Origin of the sequence: Bacillus sp. AFS055030 (assembly GCF_002574545.1) — a bacterium.
Taxonomy (GTDB): Bacteria; Bacillota; Bacilli; order Bacillales; family Bacillaceae_G; genus Gottfriedia.
Genome location: NZ_NUGT01000002.1, coordinates 39425 through 52974, shown reverse-complemented (window position 1 = coordinate 52974; position 13550 = coordinate 39425). Strand labels below are relative to the sequence as shown.

General features: G+C 33.2%; 8 protein-coding genes. All 8 read left to right on the top strand.

Annotated features, from left to right (window positions below):
* Positions 1-50 precede the first annotated feature (50 nt).
* The 8 genes from CN925_RS00630 (at position 51) to CN925_RS00595 (ending at position 13485) form a co-directional block, all read left to right on the top strand.
* Positions 51-1034: a hypothetical protein gene (locus CN925_RS00630; RefSeq protein ID WP_098843832.1), complete on the top strand. Its 984-nt coding sequence runs from the start codon at positions 51-53 to the stop codon at positions 1032-1034.
* Positions 1035-1453: 419 nt separating this feature from the next.
* Positions 1454-2734, top strand: coding sequence for a trigger factor (tig, locus tag CN925_RS00625; protein WP_098843831.1), 1281 nt, complete (start codon positions 1454-1456; stop codon positions 2732-2734).
* A gap of 357 nt (positions 2735-3091) precedes the next feature.
* Positions 3092-4363: an ATP-dependent protease ATP-binding subunit ClpX gene (clpX, locus tag CN925_RS00620; RefSeq protein WP_098843830.1), complete on the top strand. Its 1272-nt coding sequence runs from the start codon at positions 3092-3094 to the stop codon at positions 4361-4363.
* Between the two features lie 187 nt (positions 4364-4550).
* Positions 4551-6248: an ATP-dependent protease LonB gene (lonB, locus tag CN925_RS00615; protein ID WP_098843829.1), complete on the top strand. Its 1698-nt coding sequence runs from the start codon at positions 4551-4553 to the stop codon at positions 6246-6248.
* A gap of 286 nt (positions 6249-6534) precedes the next feature.
* Positions 6535-8859 (top strand): endopeptidase La, encoded by a 2325-nt coding sequence (lon, locus tag CN925_RS00610; protein WP_098843828.1) that lies wholly within the window; start codon positions 6535-6537, stop codon positions 8857-8859.
* Positions 8856-9440: a ribosome biogenesis GTP-binding protein YihA/YsxC gene (yihA, locus tag CN925_RS00605; protein ID WP_098843827.1), complete on the top strand. Its 585-nt coding sequence runs from the start codon at positions 8856-8858 to the stop codon at positions 9438-9440. The genes lon and yihA overlap by 4 nt, the downstream gene beginning before the upstream one ends.
* Positions 9441-10172: 732 nt before the next feature.
* Positions 10173-12971: a DUF3289 family protein gene (locus CN925_RS00600; protein WP_180232771.1), complete on the top strand. Its 2799-nt coding sequence runs from the start codon at positions 10173-10175 to the stop codon at positions 12969-12971.
* On the top strand, positions 12964-13485 hold the full coding sequence (locus tag CN925_RS00595; RefSeq protein WP_098843825.1) for a hypothetical protein: 522 nt from the start codon (positions 12964-12966) through the stop codon (positions 13483-13485). The genes CN925_RS00600 and CN925_RS00595 overlap by 8 nt, the downstream gene beginning before the upstream one ends.
* The last annotated feature ends 65 nt before the right edge of the window (positions 13486-13550 follow it).

Below are 13550 nucleotides of genomic sequence, written 5' to 3'. Positions count from 1 at the left end.
TTTTCATAATTAGTTTGTGCAGGAAATAACAAATGTTAGGGGAGAGTAACATGGATGACAATATTGTCTTTTTTCCTAAACTGAAGGATCGGATCATAAATTTAGGTAAAAAAGCATTAGAAGAAAAAAACTTTAGTAAAGCTTTAATGTTATGTAATCAATTAAAAGAAATGAATGAGCATAACTCTCAAACAGAGCTTGCTGCAGTCGCGTGTCTATTAGAAGGAAATCGGGCTAGGGAAGCTAAGGAAAGATGTGAGTATTTAGTTTTCGGTCCATTTGAGAGTGATGAAGCAATTGAAGTATACATAAGCATTTTATTCCAATTAAAAGAATATGAAGAAATACAAAAAAATATAAAAAGACTACTCGCTCAAAAACGGATTGATGAAAATCAATTGAATAAGTTTCAGGCAATGCTCTCATTATCAAATAAAGTAATTTCAGATCGTGAAGGCATTAAGGGTGAAGTTGTTAATTTACATAAGATCGTTGGAAATTCTGTGCCGATTGATAAGCAGCTTGAATTAATTAATGAATTAAGGGGAATAGATTGTAACTTAGTTATCGACCAAATTAGCGAAATTTTAAAAAGTCCAAAAGCAAATCCGTTAATTCAAAGTTTTATTTTGTTTATTCTACAGGAACAATCAATCGAGAAAGATTTTGAACTGAACAAAGTCAACCAACGAATGATTTGGAATACATCAGTTTCAGTCGAAGAACATAAAAATTTTGTAGATGCTATATTAAAAAAATTAAGTGACGTATTAGAAAGTGAAGATCCTTCAGCTTTCGAAATCGCAAAAACGCATTTCCAACATTTTATGACAATTTACTTCCCGTTTATCCCAATGCCAGCGGATCGAAATATTTGGGCAGCCTGTTTCTATTGCATCGTCCAACAATTTTTTGATCGCAGTGTAGATGAAGAGGAAATAAAAGATATATTTAATGTAGAATATTTTCCTGTAAAAAGTGCAATTGCTTTAGTGAAGCGCTTTGAAGATGAAGGATATTTTAATATAAAATAATATGAAATTGTTGGAAAAAACATAGATGATCCAATCGGGCTTCTATGTTTTTTTCGTTAAAAGAATTAAAAATGTTGGAGATGGGGGAGTCATTTTTATAGTAGATGTAAGAAGACCAAGCATTCGTATAGGTAAACGTGACTAGGTATCCCTCGAAAAGAGTAGTCATCAAAAATGAAGATCAGTTTTCTAAGTAGTAGTAGAAACGATTTCCGTTCCCAATTAAAAAATCCTAATATTTTCTCCTTATAAAAATAGGAAATATTGAAACAAAAAAGGAATGTGTTATAATAGAATGGTTGTAACGACTATTTACTTAATTATACATGAATTTTCTATATGAAATATGGACAGGCATGTATAGTACGAAAATACGTAAACACATATATTTTTTTAGATAATTTTGGAGGGAACTAACAATGACTGCTAAATGGGAAAAATTAGAAGCTAACGTTGGTCTATTAACTGTAGAAGTTGAAGCTTCTGAAGTAGATAAAGGTTTAGATGCAGCTTTCAAAAAAGTTGTAAAAACTATCAATGTACCGGGATTCCGTAAAGGTAAATTACCTCGCCCAATTTTCGAACAAAAATTTGGCGTTGAAGCACTTTACAATGATGCTTTAGATGTAATCTTACCAGAAGCTTACAGCAAAGCGATCGAAGAAGTTGGTATTGAGCCAGTTGACCGTCCAGAAGTTGACGTTGAGCAAATGGAAAAAGGTAAAACTTTAATCTTCAAAGCAAAAGTTACTGTAAAACCTGAAGTAAAATTAGGCGAATACAAAGGCTTAGAAGTTGAAGAAATGGATGCAACTGTAACTGACGAAGACGTACAAGCTGAATTAACTAAATTACAAGAGCGTCAAGCTGAGTTAGTAGTTAAAGAAGATGGTACTGTTGAAAACGGTGATACAGCTGTTATTGATTTCGAAGGTTTCGTTGATGGCGTAGCTTTCGAAGGTGGAAAAGGTGAAAACTACCCATTAGAAATCGGTTCAGGTTCTTTCATTCCTGGATTTGAAGAAGCTTTAATCGGTGCTAAATCTGGAGTAGAAACAGATGTAAATGTAACATTCCCTGAAGAATACCACAGTGCTGAATTAGCTGGAAAAGCTGCTACTTTCAAAGTAACTGTTCATGAAATCAAAGCTAAAGAACTTCCTGAGTTAAACGACGAGTTTGCTAAAGATGTAAATGACGAAGTAGAAACTTTAGAAGAACTTAAAGCAAAAATCAAAAATGACTTAGTTGAATCTAAAAAATCTCAAGCTGAAGGTAGCTTACGTGATGCTTTAGTTCAAAAAGCAGCTGAAAATGCTGAAATTGAAATCCCAGAAGTAATGTTCGAAAGCCAAGTTGACCGTATGGTTAAAGACTTTGAACAACGTATTGCACAACAAGGATTAAACTTAGAGCTTTACTACCAATTCACTGGTACTAAAGAAGAAGATCTTCGTGCTCAAATGCGTCAAGATGCTGAAGCTCGTGTAAGAATCGACTTAACAATCGATGCGATCATCGAAGCTGAAAAAATTGAGGCAACTGAAGAAGAAATGAACGAAGAATTAGCTCGTTTATCTGAAATGTACAATATTCCTTCTGAGCAATTAGTAACAATGCTAGGTGGAACTGACGCTGTACGTGACGATATTCAAATCCGTAAAGCTGTTGAGTTATTAGTAGATAGCAGAAAAAAATAAGCGTTAAATAAACATATATTCACTTAAAACAAGGCGCGAGATTTTTCGTGCCTTGTTTTTAAATAAAGAAATATTTGGTAAAGTGAACTGTTTCCTTTAAAATACACATATACATATGTTAGAATCTGTTATACAGATTTTAAAAAATTATTGTGGCTATACTAAAAATAATTCTTCAAAAGAAGGATTATTGACTTTAGATTAGAATATATATATTCTAAAAATTTAAACAATTTTAGAGTAGTAATTAATTGCTTTGTTTGTTTTGTATGCTATTATATAGCTACAAGATACATATTTTTTTGGGATTACATACATATTGAGTGTTTTTTAGAAATTTTTAGAGGGAGTGAACATATGTTCAAATTTAACGAAGAAAAAGGACAGCTAAAATGTTCGTTCTGTGGGAAGTCACAGTCTCAGGTTAGAAAATTAGTGGCAGGACCTGGTGTATATATTTGTGACGAATGTATTGAGCTTTGTACTGAAATTGTTCAAGAAGAGCTAGCAAAAGAAGAGGAAGTAGAGTTTAAAGACGTTCCGAAACCGAAAGAGATTTGCGAAATTCTTGATGAATATGTTATTGGTCAAGACAATGCAAAAAAAGCCTTATCAGTTGCTGTTTATAATCACTACAAACGTATTAATTCAAACAGTAAAATTGATGAGGTTGAGTTATCAAAAAGTAATATTGCAATGATTGGGCCAACTGGTAGTGGTAAAACATTACTAGCTCAAACTTTAGCACGTATTTTAAATGTACCATTTGCGATTGCAGATGCAACTTCATTAACAGAGGCTGGATATGTTGGGGAAGATGTTGAAAACATTCTTTTAAAATTAATCCAAGCAGCTGATTATGATGTAGAACGTGCTGAAAAAGGTATTATTTATATCGATGAAATTGATAAAGTTGCACGTAAGTCTGAAAACCCATCAATTACACGTGATGTATCAGGTGAAGGTGTTCAGCAAGCACTTTTAAAAATTCTTGAAGGAACTGTTGCAAGTGTACCTCCTCAAGGTGGTCGTAAACATCCACATCAAGAATTCATTCAAATTGATACGACAAATATTTTATTTATTTGTGGTGGAGCATTTGATGGCATCGAACAAATTATCAAACGTCGTTTAGGTAAAAAGGTAATTGGTTTCAGTGGAGATTCTGAAAAGAGCGATTTAAGCTCAAAAGAAATCCTAAACCACGTATTACCAGAAGACTTATTACGCTTTGGTTTAATTCCAGAGTTCATTGGACGTTTACCAGTTTTAGCTAATTTAGAGCAACTTGATGAAGCATCATTAGTTGAAATTTTAACTAAACCTAAAAATGCTTTAATTAAGCAATATCAAAAATTGCTAGAGCTTGACCAAGTTGAACTTGAGTTTGAGGATAGCGCTTTAACTGAAATTGCTAAAAAAGCAATTGAGCGTAAAACTGGAGCTCGTGGACTACGTTCGATCATTGAAGGGATTATGTTAGATATTATGTTTGAATTACCTTCACGTGAGGATATTCAAAAATGTATTATCTCAGCAGAAACTGTTAAAACTGGTGCAGCTCCAAAGCTTGTATTAGAAGATGGAACAGAATTAGAGTTAAAGAAAAAAGCAAATAAATTAGCATAAATAAAAAACCAAATGCATTTGCATTTGGTTTTTTATTTTCACCTTTTTTTAGTGAGTTTTTTGAATTTTTTATAAATGCATTGGGATTTTACTAGGTACACCATGTCTTTAATTTTTAAAATTGGTTTATCCTTCCATTTTAAGGGCGATACTAAAAGTAATTTCTACTTCAGTGGAGGGGTAAAGAATGAGTTTAACAACTATTATTTTATTAGCTCAATTAGCATTAGGTACAATCGTTGCATTGTATTTTATTCATTTATTAAAAGGTCAACGAACAACTAAAGTTTCGATTGATAGGGAATCTAAAAAAGAAATGGAGCAGTTACGTAAATTAAAGTCAATCTCGTTAACAGTTCCGTTAGCAGAAAGAGTTAGACCAACCACTTTTGATGATATAGTTGGCCAAGAGGATGGAATAAAAGCATTAAAAGCTTCACTTTGCAGTGCGAATCCTCAACATGTGATCATTTATGGGCCTCCTGGTGTCGGAAAAACGGCAGCAGCAAGACTTGTATTAGAAGAAGCGAAAAAGAGCCCGAATACACCGTTTAAACAAGATGCAGTATTTATCGAATTAGACGCAACAACTGCTAGGTTTGATGAAAGAGGAATTGCAGATCCTTTAATTGGTTCAGTTCACGATCCAATCTATCAAGGCGCAGGTGCGATGGGGCAAGCGGGTGTTCCTCAACCTAAAAAAGGTGCTGTAACCGATGCGCATGGAGGTATTTTATTTATTGATGAAATAGGTGAGCTTCATCCAATTCAAATGAATAAAATGCTGAAAGTACTTGAAGACCGTAAAGTGAAATTTGAGAGTGCATATTACCAAGAAGAAAATCCTTCTATCCCCGCACATATTCATGAAATTTTCAAACACGGTTTACCAGCAGATTTCAGATTAGTGGGTGCAACAACAAGATCACCGGAAGATATCCCGCCGGCAATTCGTTCACGTTGTTTAGAAATATTTTTTAGAGAATTAGAACAAGATGAAATTCAAGCAGTAGCTAAACGATCTGCTGAAAAAATTGAATTAAGTCTTTCAGAAAAAGCGTTAGAATTAGTTGGTACATATGCAAAAAATGGTCGTGAAGCGATAAACTTAATTCAGTTAGCTGGTGGTATGGTTTTAACTTCTGGTCGAAAAGAATTAATTGAAGATGATATTGAGTGGGTTGTATCTGTCAGTCGTTTATCACCAAGACTTGTTAACAAAATTCCAGAAGCTCCTACTGTAGGATTGGTAAACGGTTTAGCTGTTTATGGAGCAAATATTGGTGCGTTACTACCAATTGAAGTTAGTGCAATGAAAGCAAAAGAAATCGGTAAAGGTACAATTACAATTACTGGAATTGTTGAAGAAGAAAGCTTAGGTAATCAAGCTAAATCGATTCGCAGAAAAAGTATGGCAAAAGGCTCATTAGAAAACGTTACGACAGTCTTACGAAAAATTGGTGTACCAATCGATGACTATACGATTCACATTAATTTTCCGAGTGGTGCATTAATTGACGGCCCATCGGCAGGGATTGCCATGGTAGTAGGTATTTTTTCAGCTGTTAATAATGTCCCAGTATTAAATACAATCGCTTTGACTGGTGAAATGAGTATTCAAGGCGATGTCAAACCAGTTGGTGGTGTTCCAGAAAAAGTAAAGGCAGCGGTTAAAGCAGGAGCAACTAAAATTATTGTACCGAAAGACAACGATCAAGCTACAATACATCAGTATAAAGATGTAGAAATATTAGCAGTAGATCGCATTGAAAAAGTTCTCCACGAAGTCTTTAAAGATAATTGGAAATTTGAATTACCAACTCAAACAAAAAATGATTTCCAGCAATTAACATTGTTTGAAGAGAATCAATCGCAATCTATGTAGATAAAAAGAAGTGTTCGAATCATTTCATATTGAATAAATAAAGAATACAAACTATTTTTGCATTCTATTTTTCAATGAATTGATCGAACACTTTTTATTTTGTAGAAATGATTTGCTTTTAGTGTTAATCAATAAAATCGCTAAAAACAATTATTTATGTTATGTTCTAGACAGTTTTTGATGGATTTTGTCGCTTCTTTTTTTCTTTTAATGCATATCATTGTAAATGATATATATGTTAAGGTAAAATAACTAAATAGAATGAAAAACATGGAGGTGTAACGTAATGAATGTTACAAAAGAAAAAGTTGTACCCCTCCTACCTTTAAGAGGAATTAGTGTATTTCCTGCCACTATTGCACATCTAGATGTAGGAAGAATGAAATCGATAAAGGCTATACAAGAAGCTGATGAGTTAGATCATTTAATTTTTGTTGTTACTCAAATAGATGCAGATACAGAAAATCCAAAGATTGACGAATTGTACCAATTTGGAACTTTAGCTAAATTAACACAAAAGATTACACTTCCAAATGGCACTGTTCGTATCACTGTAGAAGGATTACACAGAGGGAAAATAAAATCAATTATTGATCAAAATGATTTCTTAACTGCAAAGGTAGAAGAATATCCAGATGTAGAAGACGAATCTAAAGAGCTACGTGCTTTAATGAGAACTTTATTGCAGCATTTTAAACAATACAGTAAATTATCAAAGCGTATCTTACCAGAGACGATTGCTTCAATTGTTAAGCAAGACCGTCCAGGTAAACTTGCAGATGCAATGATCGATTCAATTCCATTAAGGGAAGAAGAAAAACAAAAAATATTAGCAACAATTGATGTTACAGAACGAATACATATTATCTTAAATTTCCTTCAAGATGAAAAAGAATTATTAAAGCTTGAAGAAAAGATTGGTTTACAAGTTAAGAAAAATATTGATAAAACTCAAAAAGAATATTTCTTAAGAGAGCAACTAAAGGTAATTCAACGTGAGCTAGGTGATCGTGAAGGTAAGACCGAAGAAGTTGATAAGTTTTTAACAAAAATTGAAGAAGCTAATATGCCAGAAGAAACGAAGGAAGTAGTGTTAAAAGAATTAGCTAGATATGAGAAACTTCCTCCTAATGCTGCTGAGGCAGGTGTAGTTCGTACATATTTAGATTGGATGGTAGCACTACCATGGTCTAAGCAAACAGAAGACACACTAGATATACATCGTTCTGAAAAGATACTAAATAATGAACACGAAGGTCTTGAAAAAGTAAAAGAAAGAATTTTAGAATATTTAGCTGTTCAACAACTTACAAATTCATTGCGTGGCCCAATTTTATGTCTAGCTGGTCCTCCTGGTGTTGGTAAAACATCTTTAGCGAAATCAATCGCAAACGCTTTGTCTAGAAACTTTGTACGTGTTTCTCTAGGTGGCGTTAGAGATGAATCAGAAATAAGAGGACATAGAAGAACTTACATTGGAGCTATGCCGGGTCGTATTATCCAAGGTATGAAGAAAGCAGGAACAAATAATCCTGTATTCTTACTAGATGAAATTGATAAAATGTCTAGCGATTTTAGAGGAGATCCAGCTTCAGCAATGTTAGAAGTTTTGGACCCTGAGCAAAATCATACTTTTAGTGATCATTACATCGAAGAGCCATTTGATTTATCTCAAGTATTATTTGTAGCTACTGCAAATGATTTATCAACTATTCCAGGTCCATTGCGTGATCGAATGGAAATTATTACTTTATCTGGATATACTGAACTTGAAAAAGTTAATATAGCAAAAAAACATTTATTCCCTAAAAAATTAGCTGAGCATGGCTTAAATAAATCTACTGTACAAATTCGTGAAAGTGCATTGGTTACAATTATTCGTCATTATACACGAGAAGCTGGAGTTAGGTCTTTAGAGCGAGTTTTAGCTACATTATGTAGAAAAGCTGCTAAGTTGATCGTTTCAAACGAAAGACAAAAAATAATCTTTACCGATAAAAATATTGAAGAATTTTTAGGTAAGAAAACATTCTCTTATGGTCAAATGGAAAGTGAAGACCAAATCGGGGTAGCAACTGGTTTAGCGTATACTGCATTTGGTGGAGACACACTTTCTATTGAAGTATCACTATATCCAGGAAAGGGTAAACTAACTTTAACTGGTAAGCTAGGGGATGTAATGAAGGAATCAGCACAGGCTGCGTTTAGCTATATTCGCTCAAAAGCAGAAGAGCTGAATATTGACGAAAATTTCCACGAGAAATATGATATTCATATTCATGTTCCAGAAGGTGCTGTTCCAAAAGATGGTCCTTCAGCTGGTATAACGATGGCTACAGCATTGATTTCGGCATTAACAAATAAACCAATTCGTAAAGAGGTTGGAATGACTGGAGAAATCACATTACGTGGTCGCGTATTACCAATTGGTGGGTTAAAAGAAAAAATGCTTAGTGCGCATCGTGCAGGTTTAACGACTGTTATCATACCAAAAGAGAACGAAAAAGATTTAGAAGATATTCCACCATTGGTGAAAGAAGGTTTAACTGTTATTCCTGTTTCACATTTAGATGAAGTACTTGCGCATGCAATAGTAGGAGTGAAAAAATGAAAGTAACAACAGCGGATATTGTCATAAGTGCAGTCCGACCAAATCAATATCCAGATACACAATTTCCTGAAATCGCTTTGGCAGGTCGTTCAAATGTTGGGAAATCTTCATTTATAAATAAAATGTTAAATCGTAAAGCATTAGCCCGAACATCATCAAAACCTGGAAAAACTCAAACATTAAATTTCTTTCTAATTAATGAACAGCTTTTCTACGTTGATGTACCAGGTTATGGTTATGCGAAAGTTTCCAAAAAGGAAAGAGAAGCATGGGGTAAAATGATCGAAACATATATAACAACTCGTGAGCAATTAAGAGCTGTTATATTACTCGTAGATTTACGTCATTCACCAACAGAAGATGATGTAATGATGTATGATTTCTTAAAGCATTACGGGATCCCAGTCATCATAGTAGCTACTAAAGCTGATAAAATCCCAAAAGGAAAATGGGATAAACATGCAAAAGTAGTTCGTGAAAAGTTACAGATTGAAGAAGGAGATGAATTAATTTTATTCTCATCTGAAACTGGTATGGGGAAAGAAAAAGCATGGTCTGTAATTGATCGTATGTGTAAATAAAAAAACTGGTGGAGAACATTCCACCAGTTTTTTTGTGCCTCAAACCGCTACTTTCTTAACTTCAATTCTTCGATTAATAGAAAAAGAAGGCTCAAAGAATGAAAATATTGTTTCCAATTTTTTACATTTACATAAACAAAAGTTTTAAAGGAATCTGACTATATATAGGTTCAATCGCTAAAGAAAGTTCATTATACATATGGCGGATAATAATATTTTAGGGAAAATTTACCTTTTATTCCATATTTTTAATCTGTAAACTATTACTTAGTTATTTTTTTGGGAGGAAAGGAGAGAAATGGATTTTTCCCTCTAGAACGATAGGAGCTAATACTGTTTTTTTAACCTCTACAATATTTTTGACATTATTCCGCATTCCAAGAACCACCAATCATCCCTTAACATGCTTCAAAAAAACACTTAGGAGCCAAACAAGATCCATTAATTTGTTAACAGAAAAACATATCTAGTAAGTTAAAAAATAATTAACTTTAACTATTCTTGTCTGCTTACTTTTTATTTCACAGAAAATTCCGCACTCATATTGTTTTGTATATAAAATTCAACTATCACTTACTTTTACTAACTAGTTGCATTTTGCATTACAAAAAAACACTTACATGTAGTTAGATTTAATCAGTTATCTTTAGGATTTAGATAATATTTCTTTGGAATAGAACTCGAGATATCGTATTTAGGAAAATTACTATTTTAATAGAGGAGACAAATATGATGGCAAATAAAGTGAGAATACTAATGAATTTTTTATTGATCTTTGTAATGATTCTTAGCGGATCTGGTCAAGCTGTGTATGCCCAGAGTAAAAACGTTGCTAATCAAGGGGGGGATACAAATTCTAGTGAACGAAATGTGAAGCAGTGGTTAAGTGAATATGAATTCTATGAAGATACTAGAATAGCAAAAATCTACGATCAGACTGCAATTAATGAATTAAAGCGCTTCGTACCAGTCATAAAAGAAACTAATGCTAAGTTTGATTCCAAACTGATCGCGCAAATTGATGATACCAAAGACTTAAAACAAAGGGATATAAATGAACTTGATACACTTCAACAATTGATTAATGAATATGAACAAGCTATTGAAGAGGAATACATACAAGAAGAAATTCTTAAAAGTGATCGGCTTATGGAAATCAAACATAAGCTAACCATATGTCTTTGGGGATATGTAACAAAAAATGATTTTAATGTACCAACTGAAGTACTCCTTTCAGATATACTCTTTAATTTTTATTTATCTGATAAAATCGTCAATAAAAATGCTATAGGCATCTTCAAAGATATATCAGATCATGTAGAACACAACGGTAATAAACTAAAAGCTCATTTGAATAACGCTGTGAAAATGTCTGAAAAAGCTAACGGATTTTTAGAAAAAGATCTTGCAATCCCTGCAGCAAAATCTTATCAAAATGCATATAAACAAGTTTTATTTGGACTTGAGAAAGCCGGCTATTCATTTAACACAAAATTCTTTGAATCTACTTCAGACACGGATGGCGACTCTATAACAGATGGAATAGAATTCCGAGAGGGAATGAATCCATTTAAAAATGATACAGATGGTGATGGGTTGCAAGATCATACCGAATATGAGGTCAGATCATTTCTTTCCCCAACAAAATACGATTCAGATCAAAATGGTATAAGTGATGCAGATGAAGATATCGATGAAGACGATCTAAGGAATATAGATGAGCAATCTTATCAAACTAATTTAATTAAGGGAGATTCAGACCAAGATGGTTTAACTGATGGATTTGAAGTACACCAGTTCAAATCATTACCTAATACATTTGATACAGAAAACGATGGGCTAAGTGATGGAGATGAATATGCGCTTAAGACGAATCCGAATGCTAAAGACAGCGACAATAACGGAGTCGAGGATACAAAAGAACTCTTTACACAATCAATTAGAAAATCATTGATTCAACCTGATCAATCAGAAATTAAAAGCGTTGAAGTTGAGTTTAGAACAAATGATAACATTAATAAAACAACTAGAATTAGTAACTCTAACAATCTAAATATTAAAACAACTAATTTACAAGGTATTATTGGTTCTCCTGTAAGCATCAATACGTACTCGAAATTTGAAAAAGCAAGTATTAAGTTTACGTATGATGAAACGAAATTAGAAGATTCTTCGGAAAAGGATCTAGCCATTGTTTGGTACAACGCAGATGAAGAAATGTATGAAAGCCCTCAAGCTGAGTTAAATACAAGTGAAAATACAATAAGTGTGGAAACTACTCATTTTGGCGAATTTATGGTGGTTGATAAGAAAAAATGGTTGGAACTTTGGGGGAGAGAAATCGACTACTCAAAACCTGATATTTCAAATGAAATGCTGTTTAAAAACAGTACAATGAAAACTGGCCTAGAAAATTATCTAGCTAAAAGCAACGAGAAATCAAATGGCATTGTTACTAGCGATGATTCAGATGATGGAGGTACAGAACCGAAAGATTCTGATGGGGATGGTTTATACGACGTCTATGAAATTAAAGGAATGAAAACACCATACGGTATAATTTACTCAGACCCTAATAAGAAAGATACTGACGGAGATGGATTAACTGATGGTCAAGAAATGGGGCAATTAAAATCTTTTACGATCGTAATTTTTGGCATAACGATTCATTTTGAAGGATTCTTTCCAACAAGTTTCCCAGACCGAAAAGATAGTGACGGAGATGGAAAGTCTGATAAAGAGGATTCAAGTCCGTTTTATGCTGAATATTCCGATACAGTAGTGTTTCAGTCAGATAGGCCAGCAGGCTATGATGAAAATGGAAATGTAGCGAACGATATGACAACAAATGATTATACAGAAGATGAATTAAAAGACATTAGCTGGATGTTCAGACTTCAATTACTTGAATCTTATTTCCCGAATATACTCTTTTCTGAGTTCAAGGATATGTCGACAAGTTTATTTTCAATGGGAGATATGGAAGATGTTGTTTTAGATATGATTGATCATTTTAAAGATGGAACTGGAACAGATTATAGAAACCAGACATTAACGAAAGAAGCGAGTGAGCATGAAACAACGAAATCCTATATTGAATTTGTCAAAAATGCATTAGTTGATGAGCTAAAGACTAATGGAGGGAATTTGACCGCACTTAAGTTTGATAAAAGTACAAAGAATACAAATGAATTTTATAATTTTGTACAGAGAAATGCTAGTTATCCGACGTTTAGCACATGGAGTGATCGAGTAGGTGGACTTACAATTACAGTAAATGATACTTGGGGAAATACCATCACCGTAAAAAACTATTCTGTAGAGAATAATCACTTTAAAGGTGTTATGCGTGTTCGTTTATATGATCATTTCGGGTTGGATCAGCCAGATGTGGAGAAGGTGTATGTCAACTTAGCAGGATTCCGTTCTTGGTTTGTCTTACAGCATTATGATGATTATGATGGGAAGTATAGGCCATTTGTTACTGTAATGGAAATGGATATACCATTTGAGGGGAATTTAAGTGATTAAGTTTAATGTTAAAATGATCGTTTTAATGTTTATTATATTTATACCTTTATTATCCTTAATAGGATGTAATAAGAATGAGGAATCAAGTGGAGAAATAAAGATTTTTGAAATAAATAATACAGAAGAAATCGTAGGAAAAAAGAATGATGAAGAGGTACGCTATAAAAAGCATTATATGATTCTAAATCCACCAAAAAATCTAAAAGAATTGAAAGAAATAATTGAAAAATACAGTAAGGAACATCCAATTGATGAAGAAAAGAAGGATATAGAAGGTGAAAATAGGATCTTTGAAATGTCCTTCTATAGGGAAAGTAAGGATTTACCAAGCGACTGGGAGCCGGATGAAAGTTACATGAATACAGATCGACTAGAACATCATAAGAATGATCTAATTGCCTATATCGTTTGGTCAGATGCGAAACCAGAAAAAGAATACGATTTATATGATAAAAGTAAGAAAGGTCAGATAAATAAAAGGATGCGTTTTATTGGGGATCAACTTATTAAATGATAAATTGTGAAATTTGAACTTGAACTTGAATATTCATTATAGACGTTGGACCGCTATCGCGCATT